This window comes from Brakhagea baltica, assembly GCF_052161605.1.
Classification (GTDB): Bacteria; Planctomycetota; Planctomycetia; order Pirellulales; family Pirellulaceae; genus JBKCUI01.
In genome coordinates, this window is record NZ_CP197409.1 from 5,274,620 (window position 1) to 5,300,980 (window position 26,361).

Genomic DNA, 26,361 nt, shown 5'->3' on the forward strand with positions numbered 1-26,361 from the left:
ACAGGCTGCCTATCGAGGCTGCACCTGAGGCACAACCGGAATGGGGGCCGACATCGTCGGGGGAGGTGCCACAGCGATTCCCTGCCCCGCCTGCAACCGTAACTGCTCGCCACTCGCAATCAAAGCATCGTTGGGAACGGCTTGCTCTGGCGACAATTGCACATCGATGATCCGTTCGTCGCGAACCTCATACGGCCACAAAGTTTCCGTTACGAAATCCAACGGAGGTATGGCGTACCACGGGGGATTGAACTTGCGAAGGAACTTCTCGGTGCGATAACCATCTCTCACGATCTCAAAATTTCGTGTCCCATAGTAGGTGTAGTTCGTCGACGCCGGGCTGAGACCGATATACTGCCTGTCGACATAGACCATGGCTCCCGGCGGATTGGTTCGGACAGTCATCCGTTTTCGCAGACAACCCGTCGAGGTTCCCAAAAGCAATAGGCACAAAACGATCGGCCACGCGAAGCGAGTTTGAGACGATTCCGCTCGACTAACGGAAAGCATTTTGCGATCTCGAGGTAGCACGTCAATTCTCTGGTTTAGTGGTCCATGTAACACTTGGTCGCGAAGTTTAGGAATTCTGGCAATTTTTCCGCAAGTGAACGTAGGCAATCTAGGAGGTATGGGGCCAACGAATCTCGCCTTACTTTGCCAATCCGCGAGCCAGAATGAATTCCCTCTGCCAGCATTGCATGTTGACCAAGGCTACTGAAAGACCCCACAACGTTGCTCATTCGATTAAAATAGCAACCAACTATTCCTCTCCCGCCTCTCCTTCGGCTCCGCCCGAGCTGACCACTTCGAAAGGTTCTAAAAATGGAACGAAGAAGCTTCCTCCAATCGAGCAGCCTTGGTATCGCAACCGCTGCCCTCTCGTCTAGAGCAATCCCCGCTGGAGACGTGGCCGATCGGAAAGTTGTCCTCGGCATCATGGGATGTTCGCGAGGTATGGATCTCTTCGCTGACTTGAACAAGATCCCCAACGTCGAGGTGAAGTATCTTTGCGACTGCGATGAGACTCGTCTCCAATCGGCCATGAAAACAGCTACAGAATCGTCTCGCAGCCCGCAGGCGGTCACCGACTTTCGACGAATTCTCGACGACAAAACAATCGATGCTTTGGTCTGTGCAGCACCCAACCACTGGCATGGTCCCGCTACCATCATGGCTTGCCGGGCGGGCAAGCACGTCTACGTGGAGAAGCCGGCCTCCCACAATCCGCAGGAGGGGGAATGGATGGTCGAAGCCGCTACCAAAGCGGGAGTCTGCGTTCAAGTTGGCACCCAACGCAGGAGTTCGCCAGGATACCAAGCAGCCATTCAGAAAGTTCACGAAGGTGCTATCGGGCAAGTTTTCCAAGCTCGCTGCTTCTTCAATCGAATGCGAGGCTCGATCGGCTCCACTCAACCAACAACTCCTCCCAGCGGCCTCGATTACAATCTATGGCAAGGCCCTGCACCCAAGCGTCCCTTCAAATCTAACGTTGTCCATTACAATTGGCACTGGTTCTGGCATTGGGGTAACGGTGAGCTCGGTAACAACGGCATCCATGGACTCGACATTTGCCGCTGGGGCTTGCAAGTCGAATACCCCACTCGTACGATTTCCAGCGGTGGACGATACGGATTTCAGGATGACCAAGAAACACCGGACACGCATACAGTCTGCTGGGAATTCGAGGGAAACAAACAAATTACCTATCAAGGTATATCAACCTCGCAACATCCACCCGGACCGTTCGTTTCGTTCTACGGTTCTGATGGCTACCTGGAAATCGATACCGCAGGAGTGTTCGTTCGATACGATCGAGCGGGCAAAGTTGTGGAGAAATCCAACCCGACCTCTTCCGGACAACTAGAGCACCTGACCAATTTTATTCAAGCCATCACCAGCAACGATCCAAAACAACTGGCTCAACCGATTCGAAGCGGACATCTCAGCACCCATCTGTGCCATTTGGGGAATGTGGCTCACCGAATTGGAACCGTGATCGCAACAAATAATAGTGACGGCAAATGGCAAGACGCTTCGATCCCCGCTGAATACTGGCAACGAGAATACGATCACGAATGGGAATCGTCTATCGTCCCATGATGGATTCCATTTTTGCGAATTGGCCAACAGAACGGTGGATGACAGACCGCGTCATTATTGCCGTCAGCGGCGGAGCCGACAGCATGGCGCTGCTGGACTGTACTTGGCGAGCAGCCGCCTTAAAAGAGAACTTACTCGTATTTCATTGCAATCACCGGCAACGTGGTGCAGAAAGCGATGCCGATGCACTCTTCGTCCAGGAACAAGCCACTCTTCGCAATCTTCCTTGCTATGTGGCTCGTTTAACCGATGAGGAGTGCGAGAACCATAGCGAAGATCAATTGCGACGAATTCGCTACGAGTACTTGAAACGATTCGCAATCGAATCAAGAGCGAATTGGATCGCACTCGGTCACAACGCGGATGACAATATCGAAACCTTTTTTCATCGCTTGAGCCGTGGTAGTGGTTTGCGAGGTTTGCGAGGTATTCCGCCTGAAAGAGTTTTTCTAGAAACATCGGACCTAGAGGTCAGGCTAATCCGCCCCCTCCTCAAGACGACAAAAGCATCGATCCTGGAGTGGCTACAACTCAACCAAGTCCCCTTTCGACATGACTCCAGTAACGACGACTCGAAATACACGCGTAACCGAATTCGCAATGAGCTAATCCCACAGCTGAACTGTATTGGTGGTCCAGACTGGAAAAATATTATGCTCCAGTTTATCGAATTGATTTCGCAAGAGCATGAGATACTCAACACGCAGATAAAATGCCTCTTGAGGTATGGCATTGCGAAACCCCACCCAGAAGCCGGAATCGAACTGGCAATCGAGCATCTGCTTTCGATCGAGTGGGATGCTTTACGGGAGCTCTTCGTCGAGATTTGGCATCAACAGCAGTGGCCTCTTCGCGACATGTCTCGTAAGCATTGGCTGCACATCCGCGATATGATCCAAAGAACGCAATCCAATCCTCACCCCATGCGAGTCGATTTGCCCGGTGCGATTCGCATGGAAATCCGCAAAGGTAAAATGCGAATCTTTCCCACCAAATCGTGATTGCTATCAATCTCACTCCCTTTTGATATTGCGATCAGCGCTGGGAAAATGGTATCCGCACAGGATGCGCAGATCGGAAGCATCAGAACCTATCAAAACTCCTAAATCAACCGTTGCCAACGCAGGTGATGCGTCCAGCGGCGGGGGCGTTGCGCGCAGCGCCAGCAAATTGTTAGAAGGCTGGGAGACCACCTTTGGCTCGGGTTCCATTGATAGCCTGAACGATCGTCGAAACCCGGTCGCACTCGATTCCCCCTTCGTTCAACAAACGAAAGACAAGATCCGGGAGTTGGTCTCCGAGATAACTCGCTTCTCGCAAAAGCCGGTATCTCCGTCGGAATTCATCCAGTACGCGTTCCCTCGCATCCTGACCGCTATGGGAGCTGACGGCATTGCTATTTGGGCATGGCGAGGAGAAAGGATATGGAACCTTGTCCAAGCACGTGGGCTCGCTATGGAGCTCACTTCAGACTCGGGTGCATCAGTTAGCTCCGAGGTGTCGGACGTGGATGGTTCCCATCTTCTCGAAGACTTGGACCAAATCGAGTTACAATTGGCCCAGGCCGCCGAGCCCACGCCAACATCCTCTGCAATACTACCATCTTCATCACACGAGCGTCTGCTCAACGAGGCGAGGAACGAGCGCCAACCTGTTCTCATTCCTCCTCGCGATGCAACGATTAATAGCCAGCGAGCTCCCAATCCGACCTCGCAAATCGTGATGCTCGTGCCAATTTCTGTTCCCATGAACGATGGTGAGCTGTGGTTGGAAATATTCCAACATCCCAGCGGTGGCCTAGCAAGTCAACGAGGATACCTGCGCTTCGCAGCCCAAATGGCAGAGCTCATATCGGAGTTCCTCAAGACATTCCGAATGCGAATCCTCGAACACGATCAAGAGTTCCTGCTAACCGCCCAGAAGCTTTTGGATCGCTCCTTACAATCTCAACCGAGGGGGCGATCGATGTCCACCATCCTTGGTTGTATCCGTGATAACGTCGGTGCAGACCATGTCTTCTGGCTACACAGAAGGTCGCATAGACAAGCGTGGCGGGTGAAGAGTATCGCTGGGTTGGACAAAATCGATCGACGCGTTGTTGGTATTGATATTACCGAGGATTTTGCAAATAGCCTAAGGGATGTTACCAACGGTATTCGAGAATATCAGTTGAGTGGTGAAGAGAACGAGAATCGCTCGTCGAGCCCAGCACTTGCAGAAGAACGACGATTTCGCGAGACGTTCAGTTTACGACATGGAGTTTGGTTTGATCCGAACGCGGTCCGACCCGATCGGCCTCTTCGATCGCAGACTTTGATCGAAGAGTTGCTACCTGATGTTGGCGATGCAACATACGATTCGTCCGCTGCGTTGAAAACCGAATTTAGCCGCTCCTCTAACGACGCACTGATTATCGTTTGGGCTGACGACTCACCACAACCCGCCAACGGCATCGTTCAATCCTCGTTGTTGTTTCGTCTTGGGCATAGAATCGTCGAGCCCAAAGCAACCAGTGGAAATCGACTGACCGCTTTCGCCCAAGCTAGTCTGAAAGGCGTCGTATCCCAGTGGGGGCTCTTTCTTCTATTCCTGGTCGCATTGACCGGCATACTAGCGATCCCCGTCCCGGTGATGGTAGAATCGTCAGCGGTGTTGGTACCATTGGACATTGAAGAACTGTACGCTCCCATGGACGGAGTGGTAGAACGAGTTCTCGTTCAGCACGGGCAACGCGTCGATGCAGGGACTCCACTCGTACAACTGCAATCTACCTCACTCACTGCGGAGCGAGAAAAATCACGTGCATCGATTATCCAGCATGAGCAACGACTAGCCGACTTGGACAATAGACTCTTGAGAGATCGAGGCTTAGCGCCAATCGAACGAGACTCCCTCGAGACGGAACGAGAGACGATCCGCATCGCCTTGAAGTACGAACAAAAGGCTCTCGAGCTAATCGACCAACAGTGGGAACAGTTGACGATTCGTGCAAAATCGGCAGCCATCGTAGAGACTTGGCAAGTGGACGAGAGCTTAAATGGCCGTCCTGTTCGTATGGGGCAATGGCTGTTTTCGTTAAGATCACCCACCACGAAATGGGAGTTGGAGGCCAAGATACCGGAACGGAATCTCGATGAAATCACTCGCAGTCACAACAACCCGCAATCCGCCAGCTTTGCTCGCTTGATCGCATCTCCGAAAGATAAATGGTCAATCCAATCCAAACCTCCAGAGAGCTGGCGGAGTTTGCAACAGCAATCCGGTGATGTAGTGCCGATGTACCTGGTTCGGTTTCAAGTGAGCGACGACTTCCCGGACACATTAGCAATGGCTGGTGCGACAGCACGCATCTCCGTAAGTTCCGGCAAAGCGTCCCTAGCATGGGCGTTGAGCAAAGACTTTGTTGAAACATTCCTCATGCGCGTCCGGATGTGGTTCCCATGAAGCTTACTCAATTGACATACTGGTCAGTCTTTGGAATCGGCACCGTCGGGTTGATCGGTTGGCTGCCGTTGATCGCGCAAGACTTCGGTCGAAACACGCGTGATCCGGCCCGCGAACAGACTCGCATTCCCACAGTCCGAATCGCTGATCGCCAAGCGGTTGCATCACAGGCCAATCAATCTGGTTGGATTCGTTTCGACAAGTGCTTGGTCTTTGCACCAGACTCAGTGGAAATCTCCGCTCAAGATACTGGTGTTATCGCCATGCTCGACCTACGAGAAGGCATGGTGGTCGAGGCTGGGGAAAAGATTGGCAAGATGGATACCGACAGCGCTGAGCTGGAACGACAACTCGCGGGATTACAGCTACAAGTAGCAAACTCCGAAGCCAACGACCAAAGCGATCTGAGACTCGCGGAAATGCTAGTCGAAGAAACGCAATTGCAACTCGACAGCACGATTGAACTCAACAACAAAAGTGGTGCTAGTGACGTGGATGTCAGGCAAAAACGCATCAGTCTCGAACAAGCCAAAGCCAGGGTCGTTCAAGCCAAAGCGATCAAGGCACAAAAAGAGGTGAAGGCCAAGATGGCTCAAGCTACTTATCAGCTTACCGAAAAGCGAATCAACAAGCTGAACCTGATTTCTCCCGTTTCTGGGATGGTGGCTCGAGTCGATCATTTCCCAGGGGAATGGGTGACGTCTGGTACTCCCTTGCTCAAAATCGTGCGCATGGACGAAATGCGAGTCGATTTTCTTGTGGATATGGCAACTCACGATCCTGCGTCCTTAGTCGGTCGCCGCGCAGTGGTTCGTTGGCAAGGCAAAGATAACGTTACAGAATTCGTCGGCAAGATCACCGGTTTCGCACCCGATATTAGTCAATCAGGAATCATTCGCATGCACGCCACTGTCCAAAACCAAAAGGTGGGCCAGTTCTGGACGCTCATCCCAGGTATGACAGTCGAATTGCTAGTATCTAGCGAAGAACCATGACCATATCCTCTCCATCTGGAAGCACTCGGCCTGACCCTGCCGGCGAGCCTATCGGGCTGATCAAGCGACGCGATATCAAGTGGACCCGCTCGACGGAACGGGGCGAAATACGCTACGTTGCATCGGACCCTCTCAAATCAGAACACTTCTCGTGTTCCGAAGCGGATTATCAAATTCTACAGTGGGTTGCGCCCGATAAATCGTATCGAGAGGTTTGTGAACAGTTTCATAAACAGTTTAGACCAGCGACCTTGTCTCCTGTTGAACTAAAGAATCTATTGCACAAATCTGTTCAGGCTGGAGTTCTTAGACCTCCAAAGGGGAACGCCACTGTCCAGCCGAGGCCAATAGACCGACAACCCGCTAAACAGAGAAGCCTGCTGGTGCGTGCAGCCAGCAAAGTGGTAAGCGTGGTCCAGTACCAATTGTCGTTTGGTTCGCCACGCTGGTTTCTCGATCGCTCAACCTCACCACTCGTCTTTCTGTTTACGTCAGCCTGGATTCCTTTTGCAATCCTTCTGTTTGCTCTAGCAACGATAAGCATCGTCTATCGTTGGGAAGAGTTTTGTCTAGCGCTTCCCACCTGGAATCAGTTGAGATCCCCCTCCGCCTTGATTGGGTACGGTGCTATCTTCTTTGTGACCCGTGCTCTTCACGAGCTAGGGCACGCGACAGCATGTAGAAGATTTTCTATTGCATGTCGGGACGTCGGCCTATTGATGAGCTTTGGCATGATCTGTCCCTACGTCGATATTTCTGAGGGATGGAAAGCTAAAAATCGCCTCCATCGATTGACGACCGCGATCGGCGGCATCTACTTTGAACTTATGATCGCATCGATTGCCGCATTGGTATGGTCCTATTCCACCCCCAGCTTTTCGCATACTCTGGCCTACCAAGTCGTATTGGTCTGTTCGGTGACTACACTGTTGTTTAACGCCAATCCGCTTATGAAGTACGACGGCTACTATATCCTGAGCGATGCATTGGGCATCAACAACTTGAGAGAGAAATCTTGGCAGGCATTTGACAAGCTCGCGGGTGGGCAATTTAGGGGAGTACGATGGAGCGAGATCGGCTTGATTTTCTATTTCGTTGGCTCGCTCCTCAATCGCATACTCATCATTGGAACCTTGTGTTGGTTTGTGTATCACATGGCGAGCCAATGGCAACTATCAGGAGTCGCAATTGCTTGTTTCGTACTCTATGGTCTCTGTGCCATGATTCTTTGGGGCGCGTCTTGGACTCAGCAAGCTCGCGTAACGGGAAAACGAATCCCTCTTCGTGCGCAGGTGATTGGTTGGGGAGGTACATTGTGCGTATTGATCTGGGCGATGACACTACCTTTACCTAAGCGAACCTGGGGGGCCGGCGTATTCAAGCCGGGAAACACCGTTAGTCTTTACACCAGGGAATCTGGGGTTGTTGAGCAACCCTTGCCCGAAGATGGGGCACTGGTCGAAGAGGGGCAGCAAGTTTTGGTTCTCCGCAATGCGAGTCTCACCAAAGAGCAGCTCAGATTAAGATCTGCGGCGGAACAAGCCCTAATCCGGCTCAAGTCTATGGACGGGACCGCTTACCGTAATCTGCAGATTCTTGACCAAAAGAAAGCGGCGGAATTACGATTGGAATCTATCCGCATCCAAGCGGAAGAGTTGGACCGTCGCATGCAGTCTTTGGTGGTCAGTGCAGAGGGACGTGGTATCTTCAAAGCTATTCCTACCAAGTTCGATGCTGGTTCCGGACTGCTGAATCAAGCAAGTTATCAATCATCCAGGTATCTAGCTCGTTCAAGGACAATCTCAAGTGGAGAGTTTGTAGCCAAAGACACGTTGATTGGATATGTAATCACGGATAGCGATCCACATGTTGAATGCGAGGTCGGTCGAGATCAAATGGATTCCATTGAGATTGGAACACCTGTATCTATACGAATGCATTCCAACCCCAAAAAACCTATACGAGGGATCGTTACGAACGCTTCCTCTGCCATTGTTGCGAATACACAGCTCGATGTATCTGACAAGACATCACAACGGGCCATCGGTCGAGTTTTACTTAGAATTGATTCAGAAGATTTAAAGTCGCTGAGTCAGGTGCATGGTGGAGTGGAATTATTATTCCATCACTTTGATCAATCGATGTGGGATTACCTCAAGGATGCGATTTTCAGGAACGCACGTTGGCGGTAATGAATGATCGGCAGCGTGGGGCTTCCTCCGGTCACTCATCTTACGGGTTTAGCCCTTCAAGGAATCGCAACTAGCTTGATAGTGCTATCTAACAACGTGTAAAGCCTTAACGTCTACGCAATCCCTCCAACGGTCGATTGCAATTATTACAACAAAAGCATCTACGCCGAATGAAGTGCTTGTGACTCTTTGCCGAAGAAAGCTCGTAAGTCGGCCACCAATAGTTACTATTGGAACCCCTACGGCCGGCTTTTTTTGATTCACAAAGGATAGGGTGAAACGATGAGTCAGCGTTTAGCAGGGAGAATACGCAAGACTGGTGTGTTGTTGGCAGCTTTCACTTTATCCGCATCAGCAAGCTCGGAAATCCTCGCACAGACCGACTCGGGATTACGGTTGAACGCAAGGTTTTTGGATCAACCGTCCCAGTCCGAGAGGACGCTGCTGCCAGTCGCCACCGGAGCGTTGCTGCAGGACGAAACCAGTTCAGTGGGCCCGGCCGGTCAGATTGACGCCGCCCCAAGCTTACGAGATCCAATTGCGCTGCCACCGCTGTCAACTCCCAACCTTTCGATCGCCAGTATCGGAACTGGTCAAACACCTGAGGACTGGGTGGCAGGCCGTCTGCCCGAACCGCAGACACTCCCATTTGGGCCGGATAGACAATTGGAATTGTTCCCACAAGCAAAAGCATGGGTGGCTCCCGCGTTTTGTCACCAACCACTTTACTTTGAAGACACCATGCTGGAGAGGCATGGGCATGAGAAATGCCCCAAGCTCACTCCGATGCTCTCGGGTGCACGATTCTACACCACGGCATTTTTCAGCCCCTATTTGGCCGTTCTGCGTCCACCATTGCGGGATATTTCCAACGCCGGGCATTACAGGCCAGGTAGTGCCGCGCCTGGTTTAAGAGAACGTGCACCCTATGACCCCAAGGCAATGCGTCTCCAGTTACTCACCTTGGGTACTTTCGCGATCCCGTAGTGGCCGAGGCAACGAGGCCCGTTCTAATGTAGTGGCCGAGGCAACAAGGCCCGTTCTAATGTAGTGGCCGAGGCAACGAGGCCCATAGTCTCCATCGAGCCTAAACATGCTACGGTAGGATTACCGCCTCAGCACAACCCCAGCCCCTCTCGTCAAAGCGTACCAGCCCGACCGCTATCAGATCTCGCAATGCATCATCGACGTCGAAGTCGATAGCAAAGCCAGCAATATCCGACAGTATGGCTTCCGCGATCCGATCCACTTCGTCCTGATCCATGGACTTAGCGTGCAATAGCAGAACGTAGTAAGCCAGTAGCGCTTCGCAAAGCTCTTGGTTCTCACCTTCATCTTCAATGCGAAGCAACGCTCCCAGATTGGTATCCAGGTTCTGAAAGTAGAGGTTTCTCGCAACGTTGAGTTGATATTTCCTCTTGGTCGATCCGTAGGAAAGGATCGATCTGACGCCATAAAACACGAACGCAATCAGGAATGCGATCAGGAAGAGCGCCCAGGTTACCAGTTTGAATGCCCCCAACAGAGCAACTACCCAAAAGCTTTTCGCCAATTTGCTCGCCATGACAACGATACCCCAAAGGGTTGGGATACCAATCTTGCCCGTATCGAGCCAAGTCAATCGAACTTGGGCCCCCGGAAACATCATCTCGATGTCGGCCTTAGGAACGTTCTTAAAGATCCGAATATGGACACGATCTGGATCGTATGGGTCGTTGAAATGTTGTAGTTCCTTCGTTCTAAAGATGACGACTAACCGTTGGTAGATAGGAACCTCGATTTGTTTTTTTCGGAACCACCATTTCCAAGACCGCAACGACCTTAAGGTTAGCACATCCCCCCGTCCGTAGACTTCGAGCCGGCGAAACGAGCTGAATCGGATCTTGAGTCGCACGCCCCACTGACTGACAAGCTTGGAGGCGGCCCGAATCTCGCGTGGAGAGAGTCTGCGGTAGTTGGCGTGTTGCAAAGAGTCCGCGAGCTGTTGGAACAGGTCTCGGCAAGCTTGATGATCGAACGGTTGAGGTGTTTCCGACCGATGGTCTGGATTGTCCCAGACTTTCTCGTCCGAATCCCGGTCTGGATCGAACGCGGAGTAGAGCTCGGTAACGTAGGCGCGATGTTGGTGGTAAGCCGTTCGAATAAATTCGAAGATCCGCTTCGAGTTGGAGTCAAAGGTCTCCCAATCAAATCCAGGGGGTGCGTGGTTTTTGAGGTGAGCAAGCAGTTGCGAGGGCCGCAGCGGGATAAAATGCTCACGATCCCAACGTTCCAGCGGCATAACCACTGGGCCTTTGTCCCACCATTTCCATAACGATCGCGGGCGTGGGGGCTCCATTGAATGGGTTTAGCTACCTTGATTGATCATGAGAGCTCGGCGGCGGCGTTCGGTACGGCGAGCGTCATCGATCTGATTGGAGACCTTTGCTACGTCCTCGATCCCGTACATGAAGAGGACAGGGTGAGAGCGATCAGAGCTGGTAACACGAATCTTGCCGACGTTTAGCATGCGTTCGACGATTCCTTGGGTAAAGGACACGTCATCCACCTCGATCAGTTCGATACGATCGGTAGTTCGGATGAGGATTCCGTGACGATGGATGAGTCGCTGTGTGGTTAACACATAGTTAACAGATAGTTTCCTGTATAGGCAGAGCCCACCCGCCCAGATCCACAGCAGAGCGATGAGTCCGGCTACAATGCTCCAAACGGTGGTTGCCGATACCGATTCCCCGAGCAAGGAGCCAGAGAACACGCCCCCCACGACGAGTGCGACGGAGAGGATTCCGCAAGCGAGCCAGTAGGAGTACATGGCTTTGGAAACGAAAGCACCTTTCCAAAGTTCCTGTTCGACGACGGGAGCTTTCGCGGCAGCTTCGGCAGTCGCTTTGAGGATCGAGTCAACAGGACCTTGTTCTTGGGAATCTGGCATTGTTGTCCTTTTGGCCGGTTTGGGGGAGGCGGAGCGGTAACGAGCGCCGGAGCGTGAACGAATGGGGTACGTAGTAATTGAGAAGTCGGTTGGAGTATATCGGTTAGTCGAATGAATCTCAAGGAAACGTGGCTTGGTCCTGGGCATGTTGAGGCGCAAAAGAGCGAGAAAAGGGGAAAAATCCCAGCAGCATTGGCAGTTGAACTAACGAAGTCGACTCGCTATACTCTCGGAGAGCAACTGCACCCGTGGCGCAATTGGATAGCGCATCGGTCTTCGGAACCGAGGGTTGAAGGTTCGAATCCTTCCGGGTGTACTAAGTAAAACGCAGGGACTTTCGCGAGTATCAATTTCCACGGTAGTAGTCACTACTACCGCGAAGGTAGTAGCGAGGCGTTTAACGTGGTAGTAGTTCGTCCCCCGAAGCCATATCCTGACTTCCCTCTTTATGCTCACTCGAGCGGCCAATGGGCCAAAAAAATTGGCGGCAAACTGAAGTACTTCGGTCTTTGGGATGATCCAGACGAAGCTCTGAGACGTTACGAAGAGTCTCTGAAACTCTCGATCGAAGTGAAGCCGGGGATGTCTATCGAACTGGCCGGGAATACCTACCTGACTGCTCAGAAGAGACGGATCGCCGAAGGTACTCTCTCCCAACGTAGCTTCTTGGACCTTAGGCGTACCGTTGTGCGATTTGCGAAATGTATGGGGCAAAATCGATTGATCGAGTCGCTGCAACCTACGGACTTTCTGAAGTACAAGAACCATTTCGCGAGGACTAATAACCTGGTGTCGGTTGGTAACGAGATTACCAGAGTCAAAACAATGCTGAACTGGCTGGTTAAGTCGAAACTTATTCAGCAAATCGACACGGGACCGGATTTCCGTAAGCCACCAGCTAAGGCAGCTCGCAAGCACAAGCGAGAACGTGGGCTGAAGCTTTTCACGCCAGATGAGATTCAACGCATTCTGAATGAAAGCGGGATCCGGATGAGGGCGATGATTCTCCTCGGTATCAACTGCGGCTACCACAACAATGATATCGAGACCCTGCCACTAGTCGCGGCCGAGGCGGCGATCGAGTCGCGCTTGATCGAGCACGCTCGACAGAAGACGGAAATAGAGCGAGTCTGCCCTTTGTGGCCAGAGACGATTGACGCATTGAAGGCCTGGCTGTTCATTAGACCTCGGACGGAAAGCAGGCTTGCGTTCGTTCTTCACGATGGCCGCCCCATGAGCACCGTAAATGCGGATGTTGGCAAGCGATTCCGCTCTGTACGGGATTTAGCTGGGGTTCGGGATGGAGGGTTCTCTTGGCTGCGCAAAACGTTCGCGACCTACGCCAGCGAGGCAGCTGATCAAGTCGCTGTTGATTTCATCATGGGGCACGTCGATAGCAATATCTCGGGGATCTACCGACAGATGGTACGATCGAAGCGGTTGCAAAAACCTGTAAATGTTGTGCGGGAATGGCTACTGTTTAGTGAAATACCATCTGAGTGAGTAAAGTTTCGCCGAGAATTCGAGCCACATCTGGACTCAAAATCTGAAATCCGGACATTTGGCAAGAACAGATTTTGCGAACGACACAGGATTTTATCTTGATCTTTAGATGACAAAAGGATAGTCTCAGCCAACCCCTTAATCGTATTGCTGACGGTTTTTGTCATAAAATTACAGTCTCGACAAGTAAGAATATGGAAGAAAAAAAATCATATTGCCTGTTGAAGTTTTGCCCAATTAACTCGTACTCCCTTAGTATGATCGAGCAGTCACAGCTTTTTTTTAGTGTCCCGGAAAATTTGAATGACCCATTCGAATTCAAGTCTTTCGGGACCCCAAACTCGGTCGCAAGTACTTTCACTACTGGGATTTGTAGCTTTTCAAAATCCTCACACTATATTGGCTTAGCTGATTACGGTCCCCTAGCCGTGGAAATTGATCATACAATTAAAAATCAACTACTTTGGTCGCACTATGCGAGTTCTCACACAGGAGCGTGTTTTGTATTCGATCAATTGAAGCTTTATGAAAGTCTGAAAGACTTCTCGGAGATGCACGACGTAGTGTATTGCGAGTCCGATGAAGAACTGCCTAGGTCACAAAGCGCAAGACACAAGTCGAGTTGGTGGGAATACGAAAGAGAGCTACGGTTCATCCTGACGGCGGAAGCGTACATTAACCCAAGCGTTAAGGTAATCAAGAATGGTTTCCTGGTTAAGTACCCATTAAAAGCCTTGATGGGTATTTATTTTGGATGCAGAACCAGCGAGTTTGATCGTCACGAGTTTTTTAGAGTTTTAACACAAGCTCGTCAGTCTCAAGATCTCTCTGGACACTCGATCCAGCTACTAAACTTGGAGACTTCCCGAGAACGTTTCCAATTGCGGATTTCAAGAATCGAGATCCTTAAGCTGTAATTGGAAAGGGACGAGAATCTCACCGCTAGTGCATACAGGCTCAAACTGACAAGACGAGGTATAAATTGTTTGCAATCGATTTTATTTAAGGTATTTTGAATTTCAAGAATGATTCGAGTTTAACCACTTGAATCACCTTAAGGAGTCAAATGAACTTTTCAATTCCTTCTGGCATGGCATCGACGACATGATTTCGGATCACTCGACTTAGTGATGCCTCTGGAATGCGATAGTTTGGCTTCTTTGCCGTTCCAATGTCGATTGTGCCTGGCAGTCGGTTCTCTCGTATCCATCGCTTCACGACGGATACGCTTACGCGGAAGTGGTCGGCAACTTCCATGGTGGTTAGGTATCTGATCATAATGATTTGTGCTCTTGTAAGAAACCAATCCTAAAAACAGGGATGCAACACAATCCTGGTATGCCAATCACGCCATGCTGAATCTGTCCTGATTGAGTCCACTCGATCAATCGATCGCACAATTGATTGAGGTTCAATCCTGTGCGCTTTGCGATCTCGGCAGGTGTTTCGGCCTTGCCGGTTAGGATCGCTTTTGGATCGTTTGGAACAGGATCGGTTTCGCGATACGGTAGAAGACGAGATTTTCTCATGCTCTTGCTCCTTTGTAGAACGCCAGCTGTTTACCGATGCCCAACGATGAGACGGGCTTCACTACGTTGATTCCAAACATGGTGAGTATGGATCCGAGTGGCTCGCAGTACTTCGCACCCGCGTGTAGCTCAATGGTGACATCTGCGAGTTTGGGGCTGTTGAATTCGTAATAAAGCTCCGTCATGAGTTGATTTGCAACTCCGATATGCCACTCCGCTGCCTCGATCTCCGATAAACCATCAAAGGTGACATCGTAGGGACGAATGGGGGTAGTTGGCTTCAAGAGCCCACTCTTTGCGCTTAGGATGTACCACGGCAAATTGCGAGACTCGACATGAACAACCCGCTTTTCGAATAGATCGCTGGTGTAAAGTTCTCTCGCTGTGAAATAGCTGGTATGGCTCTTTAAGCTCGACTTGGTTTTGCTGCACCCAACAAGAGCGATCGTTTGTCGAGTCTTCTTCGGGAACGGCAATGTTTGTTGAGTCAGATTGCTCATTTGGCTAACCTCAACCTTCTTTGGGAGGGTGGAGGCAACGGAAGATCCTTTCTGCGGATCTTCGGTTCTGCTTCGTGGCTCAAAAATTCGAGCAATGCTGAGTGAGTTACCTGCCTGATTCTTTTATTGGTGCTGGCAGAAAAATTGGGGAGCGACTTTGATCGACTGCTGTCGATCAACGCCGCTACCGTGTAGGGCGAAACCTCTAGATGTTCCGCCAATTCTTGGACCGTGTAGACACGATCCAGTGCAGGTAACTCACTCATTTTCCACCCTATCGAAAACAAGTGGCAGGGAGTTTTCGTCAGGAGGTACCCAAGATGCTATGACGCACTCGGATCAAGGTCAAGCACTGAAACGAAAAAAGCCCCACCAACCAGTCACGCCCGAAATCTGGTCGATGGAGCTCGGCTTTGCAGCCATCAAGGAGTGTACGCGATGTTTATCGGTTCGCAAGTGACGTTTCTCGTAAACAACTTTTCCACAATCCATCCTTCAAAATGACAATGAATTCGTTGGCGAAAATGGTGCGGACCTAACGTGTCACTCACGCTAGCAAAATCCGCTCAACAGGAAAATTCGATCAGGATGGGGTAATCTGAAGACGAGAGAGGCAACAAGCAAATGTGGGAAGTGATTGCTGAACGTGGAGAGACTGAGCGACGGATTGTGTCATGCAAATGGGACCGAGCCAAACAACACGCGAACCGTGCGCTCGATAAGGGATGGAGGGTGAGGATTCGAACCTTTTACGCTGATGTGCTGATCGCCGAACCGAACGGTGATTTTTTGATCATCGCTCGCAAGGTTAGGCCGCAGGATGCAGCTCGTTTCTCGATCCTGTGGTTCAAACGCGATGAGCAATCAGGTTGTGTCATGTGGCCGCATGGGCGGCCGCTGCCGGTGGGGTGGAGGGTGGTGGGATAGTAGCCGCGTTATGGTTCATGTCGAAGCTTACGAACCTGTACACGAACGGGGGCTTTATCTTCCTTTGACCTGTAGGTGATCGTCACATCAGCCTTAAGTGACTTGCCAGTTGGAATCGATTTTGGATCGATCGTTTCAGAAAGCTGAACAGCAATTCGTTTTCCTGGTTGTAAGTCGTCAAGATAGGCCCACCAGCCAGTCGTTCTGTCGAGATCCACAGCCCTGAAAGTAATGGATGTATCATCGACATCGCGAAATGGCCTTTCAACGTCTGGCTTTTCGTAGCTTGTGGGGACGTGCTCTAGATACTGAGCAGGTACGACTGGTTGCCCATTGACGATAATATCTCCGGTAGTCGCCACCCCGCCTGGCCTTGTTAGCTTCACTAGACCTTGCTTTACCGATTCTTTATTCGCGATCTTGGATTCAAGAATTTGTTTGATTTCATCTTCATTCTTACCCACCTTGTCACCAATCAACACGAAGACATTTTGAACAGGTTGAGCAAGGGGCGCATCTTGCTTTGAAGGAGCGAATTGCCATGCTGCGTATCCAATCGCACCCGCAATCGCAAAACCAATCATCTGGTTATGTGACAGATTTGTGAAACGCATGTTCTTGCGAAACTCCTCGAAATTTTTCGATCCCTCTTTACCAGAACCAAAGCATAAGCGATAGATCCAGCCATCTTCAATGCTGTTTAGCTTTAAACTCGTGATTAATATTTCTGGGGGAGGCAATTCCATTTTTAGTAGCCCCTCCAAGAAATACGTCGCGTTCCTGGCCATGATCTCAAGTCCCTTGAGGTGGTCGATTACCATTGCGGAGGTAACTGGCTCGTCAAAATCCAGATATAGACTTTGTTTTGATTCGAAGATTATTGGATTTTCCATGGAAGAGATCTCTCAGTGCGTGTTGAAGGGTGTGGTTAGTAGCGTTGTCCTACCGCGATTCCCTGAGCAGAATCAGTTGATTGCGGATGTCAAAAACGATGATGATGCCTTCACAAATCAGTCGCAAAATGAGGAGAGACAGAACCTTGTAGATCAAGTAGGGAATCGCTAGGACCGAGTAAGCTGTCAGCATCGCGGGAACTTCCTTAGGCTCTTCGAAGAGGCTGTTTCCTAGGGATGATACCCATGCTGACATGTACAAGGGCGCAACAAAAACACACTCCAGACCCCAGAGAATGAGAAAAAGAACCCATAGAATCTTGACGACTAGAGGCGTGGTAAATCGTTTGAATGAAATATCGAAAACATCCACCAACCTACCAGTGGCATCACCCTTGGAAGCTGCCTTTGATCGGACCTGAGATAGATCAAGCGATTGTTTAGGGGGACTTGCGTTCCTGAACAGTTGAGAAAGAACCGGCACGTTTGATGCCCCCTCCCAGATGTTGTTGGTGTGACTGGGATGTTGAACGCGTGTCTCTGAGGTAATCCGGCCCTGTTTTATGTAATCCGTGATCTGGCTGATTTCGTATGGCCCATAAGTCACGCCATCGGTCCCCATTACATACCATTCAGGCTTCTGGTTAATCTGGATCTTGGGCTTTTCGGGCATTCTAGCCTCCTAGGATTTCGGTTTCTTTCGGTGTTCGGCGGTCTTTTTGACGGCGGATTCGAGGATTTCTTTAGGAGTTGCAGATTCTTCTCTCATGGCATCAGGGGTTGAAGCCACGAAAGCGGCGAAAGACTCGGCGAACGGATCATCAATGCCGAACTTTTTTCCTTGCTGCTTGGGCAGCAACTTGCCACTCTCGATCAATTGCAGCTCCCAAGCGTCGGCAGCCTCAGGCTTAAGTGAGTCACGCTTTCTTCGAAACTGTTCGTAATGTCGCAGACACAAACCTCGTTTCAGGTTAGTGGCTAAGTCACCACAAACTAGACACGCTTTTCCTCGCACTGCATCTGTCGAATCCGCTTTTCTGGTCATGCATAAAAAAATATCAGAAAAGTTTCATGGTTCATATCTCCTTTTGTCGCAATAACTTAGGTTTTGTTAGTAGTAATAAAGGTGTTAGCTAGAGTTGCTATGGAGTTGTTGTCGTGTTGACTTCGTGTTGCCGTCTCGTATCATCTTCGTATCAGCCTAGACGGACACGAGAACGGAAACGGCTGATTTACCTCATGGACTGGTGAACGGAGTGTCTCGCGTAATTCGGAGGCGACAGCCATGAGTTTCGACCAACAGCAAATTTCAAGGTGGATTGCGATGGTGGCAACCAAGCCCAAGAAAAAATCAGTCGCCAGAGAAGTCGCAGAGAAAGCGAGCGAGTGCAAATGCTTGATTTGTGGTGCGCCTGCCAATGGCAACCGTGGATTGTGCGTGGCTCACTACCTGAAGTTCTACAGGACGCTGCAAGAACTCCCTCGAAAAGATCGGGCAGCCTTCGAGCAAGAACAGATCGAAAAGGGGCGGGTACTCGCTGCCGGTGCGATCCGTGGCATCAAGAAACCAAATCCGTTTGCAACTGAGGTGGATGGAGATGAATAACGCAACAACTTTAGCCACCAACGATCAAGCGATACATGCGCAGCAATGCGCGTTGGCTTCGGGCGTCGTAGTCGAACAACCTAGCACTCCATCGATCAAGCTCGCGAAACTGGCGAAGGTACTGAGGCTTAGGAGAAGCTGCAAATGCCAACCGGCGACCGTGGTTATCGTCGAACTGATCCGCAGTGATATCGACAATGATCCCGTTCGTCTCAAGCCAGGCGTGGGACTGCGATCCCGAATCGCCCAACACATACTCCGGTGGGTCGTACCCAAGTTGGCAAAGATGGTGGGCCATCAGGTCACTGGCATCCCCACAGCATCCCATGGGGAATCGGTCGAAATGGCCACCCAATCGTTTCGGGTCGCACTGCTCAATCAGTCTTCGGAACTTGGTGGCGATTTCGTTCAGTTCTGCTACGTCACTTTGCATGATGACGGCGGATTGTACATCACCAAAACGAGACCGAGAAACGTGGAGGTGAGCATTTAGAAACACTACCTGTGTTGGGTGTGTTGCTCGGCTGGTTTGGGCGTGAGCCGGTCGAGCTTTTTGTTGGGGGAAGTTGTGATGGATCAACCACCAGGTTCATTCCCTGGTCTACGCGGGTTCGATTCCCGCTCCCCCGGTTTCCCGTGGCAGGGAGTTTTTGTTCCTCACCCGTCAACTGTGGCGGGTGGGGAAGTTTTCAAATCATAGGAGGCATAGGAATGCTGATTCTAAGTAGGAAGGCGGATGAGATGATCCGGATCGGTGACGAGATCACGATTCGAGTTGTCGATATTCGTGGCGACAAAGTTCGATTGGGCTTCGAGGCTCCCAAGGATTTGCAAATCCATCGGGATGAGGTCTATCAGGCGCTCCAGCAACTCCGCAAGGAACAGGAAGGAGGTGCAGCGTGAGCGAACTAACTAACAATCAGATGCTTGCTCTTGAGTTGCGAAAGATTGCGAATCTGATCGAGCGAATCCCGCTTCACACGACCGTGCGAGTCGATATTCACGGAGTATCGGAGCGGTCAAGGCAAGATCTTATGGAGTTGTTCGGTGGCAAAAAAGCTTTCGAGCAAAAGGGTTCTGGCTCCTGCGTTTGGCATGAAACCGAATACCTGTGCGGTGACATGGAACTAACCCTCCATCACACGAAGGAGGTGGCAGTATGAGCATCGCAACATTCGATCGAGCCGCATGGCTTGAGGAACGCAAGTCCTCGATCGGTGCATCCGATGTGGCCGCTATCCTCGGTCTGAATCCGTGGGCTAGTGCCTGGGATGTTTGGGCTGACAAACGCGGCTTGATAGAGGATTGGGAAGGAAACGAAGCCACAGAACTCGGTACGCGTTTTGAAACGGTAATTCTTGACATTGCCGAACAGAAAATCGGGGAGCTAATTCGCAATAAGCGGATCAAGCATCCATCGTTACCAATTGCCTCAACCTGCGACGCTATTTCGTGGAATACGCAAGAGCCTGTCGAAGCAAAGACGACCGGCCTAGTTGGTCCTGTCTACGGGGAATGGGGGGATGAGGGTACGGACGTTGTACCAGATGCGTACAGCATTCAAGTACATACTCAGCTCCTTTGCTCGGATCCATCGGTTCAACTCGGTCACTTGTTCGGATTGGTACCAGGACGTGGCGTGGTTCACTATCAGATTCCTAGGTCGGACAAGCTCTGTGAACAGTTGGGCAATATTCTCGCTGATTGGTGGGAGCGGCACATCGTTCAAGGCGTTGAACCAAGCCGAGATAAAGCCTCGTTCGATGTTGTGAAACGTTTGAAAAAGGTACCGAACAAAGTCGTCGTTTTTCCTGAGAGCGTGGACAGGATCCTAGAGCGATTCGAAACGCTGAAAGCCATTGCGAAGCGTCGAGAGAAGCAAGTCGAGCAATTGCAAACGGCTCTTCTCCTGGAGCTCGGGGACGCAGAGGAAGGCGTTTTGTTGTCAGGAAAATCTATCAATTACTACGAACAGCATGTCAAAGGCTACTATCGCGAGCCAACAAGCTTTCGAGTTTTCCGAGTCAGTAAACCAAAGAGGGGTAAGAGATGAGCACTGTAGAAGAACCAAAGAAAGCGGAACTGCAAAAGCCTTCACCAGCATTGAGGTTTCGTATGCAAGCCACGAATTTAGCAGCGGGCATGTTAAAGGAGTGGGTCGGAGAGGCAAGGGCAGCCGAAGCCACTGGGCGAATCGCTGTTGCATTATCCGCCTCGGCGGCAGCTTCGAAGAAGCCAGAAGAGTTTTATGCTTGCACGCCTGCGAGTGTGGCTAAAGTGATCGCGATTAGTGCGTTAACGGGCATCATGCCAAGTACTGGCGCAACCGCTCTGGCCTACGCGATACCAAGACGGCCTAGAAGTGATGAAGCCCCGCAGCTTCAGTATCAACTCAGTCACCGTGGAGTTAATGCATTAGCGAATCGAGCAAAGATGCACATGGTTACGATTCCGATTTCTTATTCGGACACGCTAGAGACTCAAGAAAGCGGTGATGTCAATGTCATTGATCGCGACTTGGACAATCCTCCGACTTCAGAAGCGGAGTTGCGAGGAGTGATTGTCGTTGTTCGGAGGATCGATACTGGCGTCGTTATCTGTACCGGTTGGGTGCCGAAGAAAATCATCGACATTCGTCGAGACGGAAGTGACGCATACAAGTACGCAGAATCCGAGAAGGGTAAATGGTCTCGCGACTCGGATCCATGGCATAAGTGGTATGTCGAACAAGCGATGAAAACCGCGATGCATTACGCGATCAATCGCGGATGGTGTGTCGTCGACGATACCGAAGCGGTTCGAGCTCTCAAGGCCGACCAAGAATCGGATTTCGATTACCAAACGATCGACGTGGATGTTGATCAGCCTACGGAAGAGCCACAAACCAAAACCCAGAAGCTTGAAAGCAAGCTTGAAGCATTGAATCCAGTTCCATCTAAGTCAGAAGTTGTAGAGGTCAAGAAGTGATTACCAAAAACATTGAAATTGAAAACATCGGACCCGTTGAGCGATTGGTCATTCCGGTACCCGAAGAAGGTGGTCTCGTCGTTCTTCAAGGGCGAAACGGTGTCGGCAAGTCGAACAGTTTGGAAGCGGTCCAAGGATTGGCGACCGGCAAAGGAAAGCTATCAGTCCGGGATGGAGCTCTGAAAGGCTCTATCTCAGGACTGGGAGCTACGATCACGGTTGGTCGATCGACTCGCAGACTTGGCGAGCTGGAGGTGGAAACGATCGAGGGCAAGTTAAGTATCGCCGATTTGGTCGATCCTGGACTCAAGAGCGATGATGCCGCCGATGCGAAGCGTATCAAAGCGTTGGTGTCACTTACTGGAGCCAGTGCATCAGCATCTGAGTTCTACAAGTTGCTTGGCAGCAAAGAGCGATTCGAAAAGCTGGTGAGTCCTAATGCTTGCGACTGTGACGATTGGGTTTCGATGGCCGAACGAATCAAAAGGGACATCGAGAAAGAGGCCAGAAAGGAGGAAGATCTCGCAGAGTATCAAGACGGCAAAGCCCGTGGATATGCGGACGTGGCTGAACAGTTCGATGGTGTGATTGAGGATCCGGCGGTATTGAAGCAAGAACTGATGGAGGCGGCGCAGGAGGTCAGCACTCTCCAGGAACGTCGGAAACAAGCTATCGCAGCTGCGGATCGAGCTAAGAAAGAAACCGAGCGGATGGCTAGGTTGTCTGATGGATTGGACGATCGTATCCAGATGTTGCGAACGAAGAAAAAAAACTCGGAGTCGGACTGCGAAGTCTATCAACGCGCAATCGGTGTGATGGAGAAACAGATTGCTGAATTGCAAAGCAATTTGCAACAGGCTAGGCAAAAGCTGTCAAGCGAATCGAGCAAGCTTAAAGACATCACAGAGCGGCTTGGCGAAGCGATCAACGATCAAGTCGAAGTTGAAGAGCTGCAACAGTCGTCATCGACTCTCCCGGCTTCCGTAGAGCTAGAAGAGATCGAAGCGGCGAAAGCAAGATTTGCTGCTATCGAGGCTCGCATCGAAGCGGCTGCCATCGCTCGCGAAGCGGCTGCGAAAGTGGAAGAGGCTCGCGCTATTAAGCACAAGGCTGCTGAGCATCGACGTAATGCGATCGAGCTACGGAACGCGGCCAAGGGTACTGACGATGTCTTATCTGAGCTCGTTGGGCGGACCTGCAACGTTCTACGCGTCGAGCATGGTCGCCTGGTTCTCGATACCAATCGCGGTGCAACGTACTTTGCGGAATTGTCCCATGGTGAACGTTGGAAGCTCGCGATCGATATTGCTGTCGATCAGCTTGGTAACAACGGAATCGTGGTCGTTCCTCAAGAGGCTTTCGAGGGGCTGGACCCGATCGCAAGGGCTGTGATCAACGATCATGCCAAGCATCGGAGGGTACTTGTTCTGACGGCGGAAAACTCTGCTAGCTCAGAAATCGAAGCTCGCGAATTCGAGCCAGAGGAAATCAACGTCTAGGTGGTTTGGGGTGGTAGCTCAGTGGTAGAGCAGCGGGTTGTACCTGCGGTCGATGGTTCGAATCCATCCCACTCTATTTGCAAGCAAGTTCTCTGGGTTTGGCCCTTACGGGTACAAGAACGTTTTCCGAGATGGCCCAGGTAGCATCGGAGAGCTGGAACGTCGCTGGTGTGCAAGGCGTGGCAGTCGGGAGAGACCGGCGTGGATAGGCGGCGTGGAGAGAACACGCACCTTGTCGATGGCGTTGGAAGACCTAGACGATCCGTAGTCCATGAACCTCAGTCCTGAAAAGGTGGCATTAGGGAGATACGGGGAACGGTCACTGACAAGCAGGTTTAATTCCTGCCCTATCCATTGTTATTCAGATTGCACGGACTAACGGAGTTGAAGCAATGTTACATCGGACAAATGATCCAGAGACGAGCATCGCAGCGGCGGAAGACATTCTTCCCCGCTTGAATCAGCGATGCCGACAGTTCTTGACCGCTCTTCGAGTCTTGAAGCAAGCGACTGCAAAAGAGGCTGCCATGCATGCGTGCCCAGGCAACTACGCGCAGTGTGAAACGGTGCGACGTCGGGCGAGTGATCTGCAACGTATGGGGCTGATTGTCATTGTCGGTCAACGTGCATGCAAAATCAGTGGAAAGACAAGTAGCGTTTATGAGGAGGTGAAGCATGGATAGACAAGCAAGGGTGGTGATGTTTGGTGTGACGGATCCGGACGAGGTGATTCCGTTGGGAGGCTGGGAGAGCCATGGCAATGTGTGTTTCTGGGAAGCGGTCAGGCGTACCGCATTGAATCAAACACCTGCCCATCGGGATCCGGTCTTGGTCAATGTGGAAACGCGAGATGCGGATGATCCCTCTATCCCACCGTGCGTGGTCAAAGTCGAGGTTTCTCGAGATACCAGAATCCTCAATCCCCGTCGAGGTACAGATCGGCCAGAGGTACCAAGCCTGCTATCAACGGCCTGGAACATGGTAAGGGAACTAGTGGGATGAGCACGGCTACGGAAAGTGAACTGATCGAATTCGTTCGGTCCTATCGCGAACCGTTCCCGATCAGCATGGCCGCGACCGAGTTACATCACTTGGGCAATCTCGGTGCCGATTGGCCAAAGGCATCATACGAACATTGGGTGCGAGAGCTCGAGCAGCTCGTGGATAAAGGATTGCTCGATTTGACGAACGGATGCTTAACAGTGGCTCGCGTGGAGTCACTGGTACAAAAGTCACTTTTTGATTGAGGAAATGATGGAGACAGAATTGGTATCGAAGCTCTTGCGTCGAGTGTCGAGCGAACAAGAGACGGTTTTTGACATAAGCGAAAAAAACGGTGTTCGACGTGTTGAAGTTGTGCGCCGTAAGGCTCTGCCCGAAACGCGGAGGGAGGATTTGCCGCTCGCTCGGGCACAAGCGAGAGCGCACGTATTCCATGATATCGACACCTTTTCCGATTACTGCTGTAGGGAATGTGAAGACGGGGAAAGCGTGGGACTAGCAGACGTGGACAGCGAAACGATCACGGTTGTTTTGGATGAGTCGAAGGATCGAGGTCGCGAATCGGTGTCGTTTGCTGCCAAGATCCATCCATTGTTCAAGCCATGGTTGGATTTGCTTGGTAAGCCGATCCCGGTTATTGATTTCTCGATCTTTGCTCAGAAGTATCGACGATCGATCAAGAAGCCAGACGGTCGGGAAGTAGCCTTGATGTTTTCACAGATCAAGCTTGCGAAAGCAGTTGAGATCAATCGAGGTGTTGGGAAGCGAGCCCTCAATGGCATCATGGTGCACACCGAGATTTCCGGATCCAAGCAGGATGCATTGCTGGAGCTGCCCGAAGAGATCCATCTTCATTGTCCCGTGTACATCGGTGCCGAGCCTCAGGATATCGTTCTAGATGTTTTGGTGACCGAAGGGCGTGAGGATCAAGTAGTTGTCTACTTGACGAGCCCTGAAATCGAAGCTGTCCGCATTAAAGCGTTTGAGAGCTTTGTTGAGTACCTTCAGGGCAATTGTGAACACATTATCATCGGTCTAGGCAAGATCGAATCTAAGAAGTGGGAAACGGTCCCGCAGTTTTAATTCGTTTGGCGATTTAATTCATTCAATTCAGAAACAAGGGATTAGAAAACGTGGCAACAACATTTGTGCCTTTGAGCGCGTCGTTAATCGACGAAGGAGAGTTCATCGAGAACCTCGATAAAGAGCTCGCATCGCTACAGAAGACGCTTGCAGCCTATGTGAAAGAGCATGGCGACAAAGCAGACAAAGCCGTCGCGAAGCTTAGCGTTGAGATTTCTCTCAAGGTTCAGAACGTAGAGGGTGAGGCGTATTCAATTACCACCGCGATGAAGACAACGATTCCGAAGCGACCCGCTACGGTATCGCTCGCGATCGGTGGTATTGACGACGATGGTTCGGCAACGCTCTTCGTTCGGCAAGATGGCTCGGACGAAACCAGGCCGGAACAAGGCAAGCTATTCAAGACTCACGGTAAAGAGTCGTAGGTATACCTGAAAAGTCCCTGATCGTAGGCTTTTCCTACGGACGGAGGTTTGCTGAGCCGTAGACCATGGGGAGACGGCCGGTTAAGCACAAGCCCATGGACGTTGGGACGAATGCGTGAGTGAACGCCGACCGTGACTAGGGCGTGACAAGCCGGGAGAGACCGGCATTTTTTACATATACGAAAGGGAATCATGGAACAAACAATTGCACCGATTACAGAAGAAGAGTTTGTGAACTTCGCGGCGATAGAGATTTTCACGGCTATGGTTGTAGCGTACCGTAATCCAGAATCGTTTAGGGATGTTGACGCGAGGGCTGCATGGAAATTGGCCAAAATCCTACATGATGCAAAGCCAGTTCAAGACGGGTCCATCAGTCGGGAAATGACCATCATTCGTTTGAGGGTGCAAACGGACTCGGATCTTGCCTGGACGTGGCATTGCAACATTGCTTGTGCATTCTTGGACGAGGGCGGATCCCACAAGCAAGCGAACGAAGCGGCCGCTCGGTTCATGCTCTCAGCTTTCGGCGTTGACGTGAGGTTATCAGATCAATGGAAAAGCATGGTTGCGATGATCAACACGGATCCAGTTTGATCGAGCTGTTCGAAGAACGGTCAGGCATCTTAGAGTTCGAGGCGAAACTGTCTCGAGCTCAGGCGGAATACGAAGCGGCGATGGAGCTAAGACGGCGATACGGCCGGGAGAATCTACCCACGGTCGTTAGGGAAATTGGCAACGCCGCTTTCAGGAAATTGCAGGAA

Annotated in this window: 32 protein-coding genes and 3 tRNA genes; 25 read left to right on the top strand and 10 right to left on the bottom strand. The window is 51.1% G+C overall.

Annotated elements, in window-relative coordinates; all coding sequences use genetic code 11:
• Nucleotides 1-9 precede the first annotated feature (9 nt).
• Nucleotides 10-510 carry a PEGA domain-containing protein gene (locus SH449x_RS20280; RefSeq protein WP_482377901.1) on the bottom strand — a complete coding sequence of 167 codons (501 nt, stop codon included), beginning with the start codon at nucleotides 508-510 and terminating at the stop codon, nucleotides 10-12.
• Nucleotides 511-822: 312 nt separating this feature from the next.
• Here SH449x_RS20280 and SH449x_RS20285 point away from each other — a divergent pair, with 312 nt between their 5' ends.
• The 6 genes from SH449x_RS20285 to SH449x_RS20310 all read left to right on the top strand — a co-directional run bounded on the left by SH449x_RS20285 (nucleotide 823) and on the right by SH449x_RS20310 (nucleotide 9,718).
• The gene (locus SH449x_RS20285; RefSeq protein WP_482377902.1) at nucleotides 823-2,100 is read left to right on the top strand and encodes a Gfo/Idh/MocA family protein; all 1,278 of its coding nucleotides are present in this window, start codon (nucleotides 823-825) and stop codon (nucleotides 2,098-2,100) included.
• On the top strand, nucleotides 2,097-3,101 hold the full coding sequence (tilS, locus tag SH449x_RS20290; protein WP_482377903.1) for a tRNA lysidine(34) synthetase TilS: 1,005 nt from the start codon (nucleotides 2,097-2,099) through the stop codon (nucleotides 3,099-3,101). Before SH449x_RS20285 ends, tilS begins: the two co-directional genes overlap by 4 nt.
• A gap of 64 nt (nucleotides 3,102-3,165) precedes the next feature.
• Nucleotides 3,166-5,544: an efflux RND transporter periplasmic adaptor subunit gene (locus tag SH449x_RS20295; RefSeq protein WP_482377904.1), complete on the top strand. Its 2,379-nt coding sequence runs from the start codon at nucleotides 3,166-3,168 to the stop codon at nucleotides 5,542-5,544.
• Nucleotides 5,541-6,539: an efflux RND transporter periplasmic adaptor subunit gene (locus SH449x_RS20300; protein WP_482377905.1), complete on the top strand. Its 999-nt coding sequence runs from the start codon at nucleotides 5,541-5,543 to the stop codon at nucleotides 6,537-6,539. The genes SH449x_RS20295 and SH449x_RS20300 overlap by 4 nt, the downstream gene beginning before the upstream one ends.
• Nucleotides 6,536-8,731 carry a hypothetical protein gene (locus tag SH449x_RS20305; protein WP_482377906.1) on the top strand — a complete coding sequence of 732 codons (2,196 nt, stop codon included), beginning with the start codon at nucleotides 6,536-6,538 and terminating at the stop codon, nucleotides 8,729-8,731. Before SH449x_RS20300 ends, SH449x_RS20305 begins: the two co-directional genes overlap by 4 nt.
• Nucleotides 8,732-9,013: 282 nt before the next feature.
• Nucleotides 9,014-9,718: a hypothetical protein gene (locus tag SH449x_RS20310; RefSeq protein WP_482377907.1), complete on the top strand. Its 705-nt coding sequence runs from the start codon at nucleotides 9,014-9,016 to the stop codon at nucleotides 9,716-9,718.
• 109 nt (nucleotides 9,719-9,827) lie between these two features.
• On the opposite strand, the gene SH449x_RS20315 is transcribed toward SH449x_RS20310, so the two are convergent.
• Both SH449x_RS20315 and SH449x_RS20320 read right to left on the bottom strand, forming a co-directional pair.
• Entirely contained in the window at nucleotides 9,828-11,069 is a 1,242-nt protein-coding gene (locus SH449x_RS20315) for a TMEM143 family protein (protein ID WP_482377908.1), read from the bottom strand.
• A 9-nt stretch (nucleotides 11,070-11,078) separates the two neighbouring features.
• Complete coding sequence (locus SH449x_RS20320; protein ID WP_482377909.1) at nucleotides 11,079-11,663, bottom strand: PH domain-containing protein; 585 nt, start codon at nucleotides 11,661-11,663, stop codon at nucleotides 11,079-11,081.
• Nucleotides 11,664-11,905: 242 nt separating this feature from the next.
• On the opposite strand from SH449x_RS20320, the gene SH449x_RS20325 reads away from it, so the two are divergent.
• From SH449x_RS20325 to SH449x_RS20335, 3 genes are all read left to right on the top strand, one after another.
• Nucleotides 11,906-11,979: transfer RNA gene (locus SH449x_RS20325), tRNA-Arg, on the top strand.
• A gap of 86 nt (nucleotides 11,980-12,065) precedes the next feature.
• Complete coding sequence (locus SH449x_RS20330; RefSeq protein WP_482377910.1) at nucleotides 12,066-13,166, top strand: tyrosine-type recombinase/integrase; 1,101 nt, start codon at nucleotides 12,066-12,068, stop codon at nucleotides 13,164-13,166.
• A 428-nt stretch (nucleotides 13,167-13,594) separates the two neighbouring features.
• Entirely contained in the window at nucleotides 13,595-14,083 is a 489-nt protein-coding gene (locus SH449x_RS20335; protein ID WP_482377911.1) for a DUF2971 domain-containing protein, read from the top strand.
• A 145-nt stretch (nucleotides 14,084-14,228) separates the two neighbouring features.
• On the opposite strand, the gene SH449x_RS20340 is transcribed toward SH449x_RS20335, so the two are convergent.
• From SH449x_RS20340 to SH449x_RS20355, 4 genes are read right to left on the bottom strand one after another with little or no spacing between them, the layout of a single operon-like run.
• The gene (locus tag SH449x_RS20340) at nucleotides 14,229-14,444 is read right to left on the bottom strand and encodes a helix-turn-helix domain-containing protein (protein WP_482377912.1); all 216 of its coding nucleotides are present in this window, start codon (nucleotides 14,442-14,444) and stop codon (nucleotides 14,229-14,231) included.
• On the bottom strand, nucleotides 14,441-14,695 hold the full coding sequence (locus SH449x_RS20345) for a hypothetical protein (RefSeq protein WP_482377913.1): 255 nt from the start codon (nucleotides 14,693-14,695) through the stop codon (nucleotides 14,441-14,443). The genes SH449x_RS20340 and SH449x_RS20345 overlap by 4 nt, the downstream gene beginning before the upstream one ends.
• The gene (locus tag SH449x_RS20350) at nucleotides 14,692-15,195 is read right to left on the bottom strand and encodes a DUF6884 domain-containing protein (protein ID WP_482377914.1); all 504 of its coding nucleotides are present in this window, start codon (nucleotides 15,193-15,195) and stop codon (nucleotides 14,692-14,694) included. The genes SH449x_RS20345 and SH449x_RS20350 overlap by 4 nt, the downstream gene beginning before the upstream one ends.
• Nucleotides 15,192-15,461 (bottom strand): hypothetical protein, encoded by a 270-nt coding sequence (locus tag SH449x_RS20355; RefSeq protein ID WP_482377915.1) that lies wholly within the window; start codon nucleotides 15,459-15,461, stop codon nucleotides 15,192-15,194. The genes SH449x_RS20350 and SH449x_RS20355 overlap by 4 nt, the downstream gene beginning before the upstream one ends.
• Before the next feature lie 358 nt (nucleotides 15,462-15,819).
• On the opposite strand from SH449x_RS20355, the gene SH449x_RS20360 reads away from it, so the two are divergent.
• Nucleotides 15,820-16,122 (top strand): hypothetical protein, encoded by a 303-nt coding sequence (locus tag SH449x_RS20360; protein WP_482377916.1) that lies wholly within the window; start codon nucleotides 15,820-15,822, stop codon nucleotides 16,120-16,122.
• Between the two features lie 8 nt (nucleotides 16,123-16,130).
• On the opposite strand, the gene SH449x_RS20365 is transcribed toward SH449x_RS20360, so the two are convergent.
• Genes SH449x_RS20365 through SH449x_RS20375 form a run of 3 tightly spaced genes read right to left on the bottom strand, consistent with a single transcriptional unit; the run spans nucleotide 16,131 to nucleotide 18,060 of the window.
• The gene (locus tag SH449x_RS20365; RefSeq protein ID WP_482377917.1) at nucleotides 16,131-17,015 is read right to left on the bottom strand and encodes a hypothetical protein; all 885 of its coding nucleotides are present in this window, start codon (nucleotides 17,013-17,015) and stop codon (nucleotides 16,131-16,133) included.
• A gap of 49 nt (nucleotides 17,016-17,064) precedes the next feature.
• Nucleotides 17,065-17,688 (bottom strand): DUF4282 domain-containing protein, encoded by a 624-nt coding sequence (locus SH449x_RS20370; RefSeq protein ID WP_482377918.1) that lies wholly within the window; start codon nucleotides 17,686-17,688, stop codon nucleotides 17,065-17,067.
• Nucleotides 17,689-17,697: 9 nt separating this feature from the next.
• The gene (locus tag SH449x_RS20375; protein ID WP_482377919.1) at nucleotides 17,698-18,060 is read right to left on the bottom strand and encodes a hypothetical protein; all 363 of its coding nucleotides are present in this window, start codon (nucleotides 18,058-18,060) and stop codon (nucleotides 17,698-17,700) included.
• 240 nt (nucleotides 18,061-18,300) lie between these two features.
• On the opposite strand from SH449x_RS20375, the gene SH449x_RS20380 reads away from it, so the two are divergent.
• The 15 genes from SH449x_RS20380 (at nucleotide 18,301) to SH449x_RS20450 (ending at nucleotide 26,194) form a co-directional block, all read left to right on the top strand.
• Entirely contained in the window at nucleotides 18,301-18,621 is a 321-nt protein-coding gene (locus SH449x_RS20380) for a hypothetical protein (protein WP_482377920.1), read from the top strand.
• Complete coding sequence (locus tag SH449x_RS20385; RefSeq protein WP_482377921.1) at nucleotides 18,614-19,114, top strand: hypothetical protein; 501 nt, start codon at nucleotides 18,614-18,616, stop codon at nucleotides 19,112-19,114. The genes SH449x_RS20380 and SH449x_RS20385 overlap by 8 nt, the downstream gene beginning before the upstream one ends.
• A 64-nt stretch (nucleotides 19,115-19,178) precedes the next feature.
• Nucleotides 19,179-19,251: transfer RNA gene (locus SH449x_RS20390), tRNA-Met, on the top strand.
• 81 nt (nucleotides 19,252-19,332) lie between these two features.
• Complete coding sequence (gene csrA, locus SH449x_RS20395) at nucleotides 19,333-19,524, top strand: carbon storage regulator CsrA (RefSeq protein ID WP_482377922.1); 192 nt, start codon at nucleotides 19,333-19,335, stop codon at nucleotides 19,522-19,524.
• Complete coding sequence (locus tag SH449x_RS20400) at nucleotides 19,521-19,784, top strand: hypothetical protein (RefSeq protein ID WP_482377923.1); 264 nt, start codon at nucleotides 19,521-19,523, stop codon at nucleotides 19,782-19,784. The genes csrA and SH449x_RS20400 overlap by 4 nt, the downstream gene beginning before the upstream one ends.
• A complete protein-coding gene (locus SH449x_RS20405; RefSeq protein WP_482377924.1) occupies nucleotides 19,781-20,674 on the top strand; it encodes a YqaJ viral recombinase family nuclease in 894 nt (297 codons plus the stop codon). Before SH449x_RS20400 ends, SH449x_RS20405 begins: the two co-directional genes overlap by 4 nt.
• Entirely contained in the window at nucleotides 20,671-21,588 is a 918-nt protein-coding gene (locus SH449x_RS20410; RefSeq protein ID WP_482377925.1) for a recombinase RecT, read from the top strand. The genes SH449x_RS20405 and SH449x_RS20410 overlap by 4 nt, the downstream gene beginning before the upstream one ends.
• Nucleotides 21,585-23,087, top strand: a complete 1,503-nt coding sequence (locus SH449x_RS20415) for a hypothetical protein (protein ID WP_482377926.1) — start codon at nucleotides 21,585-21,587, stop codon at nucleotides 23,085-23,087. Before SH449x_RS20410 ends, SH449x_RS20415 begins: the two co-directional genes overlap by 4 nt.
• Before the next feature lie 7 nt (nucleotides 23,088-23,094).
• Nucleotides 23,095-23,163 (top strand) — tRNA-Thr (locus SH449x_RS20420).
• Nucleotides 23,164-23,479: 316 nt separating this feature from the next.
• Nucleotides 23,480-23,770: a hypothetical protein gene (locus SH449x_RS20425; protein WP_482377927.1), complete on the top strand. Its 291-nt coding sequence runs from the start codon at nucleotides 23,480-23,482 to the stop codon at nucleotides 23,768-23,770.
• On the top strand, nucleotides 23,763-24,089 hold the full coding sequence (locus SH449x_RS20430) for a hypothetical protein (protein ID WP_482377928.1): 327 nt from the start codon (nucleotides 23,763-23,765) through the stop codon (nucleotides 24,087-24,089). The genes SH449x_RS20425 and SH449x_RS20430 overlap by 8 nt, the downstream gene beginning before the upstream one ends.
• Nucleotides 24,086-24,334, top strand: coding sequence for a hypothetical protein (locus SH449x_RS20435; protein WP_482377929.1), 249 nt, complete (start codon nucleotides 24,086-24,088; stop codon nucleotides 24,332-24,334). Before SH449x_RS20430 ends, SH449x_RS20435 begins: the two co-directional genes overlap by 4 nt.
• A 4-nt stretch (nucleotides 24,335-24,338) precedes the next feature.
• The gene (locus SH449x_RS20440) at nucleotides 24,339-25,172 is read left to right on the top strand and encodes a DUF2303 family protein (RefSeq protein WP_482377930.1); all 834 of its coding nucleotides are present in this window, start codon (nucleotides 24,339-24,341) and stop codon (nucleotides 25,170-25,172) included.
• 50 nt (nucleotides 25,173-25,222) lie between these two features.
• On the top strand, nucleotides 25,223-25,597 hold the full coding sequence (locus SH449x_RS20445; protein WP_482377931.1) for a hypothetical protein: 375 nt from the start codon (nucleotides 25,223-25,225) through the stop codon (nucleotides 25,595-25,597).
• Nucleotides 25,598-25,789: 192 nt separating this feature from the next.
• Complete coding sequence (locus SH449x_RS20450; protein WP_482377932.1) at nucleotides 25,790-26,194, top strand: hypothetical protein; 405 nt, start codon at nucleotides 25,790-25,792, stop codon at nucleotides 26,192-26,194.
• The last annotated feature ends 167 nt before the right edge of the window (nucleotides 26,195-26,361 follow it).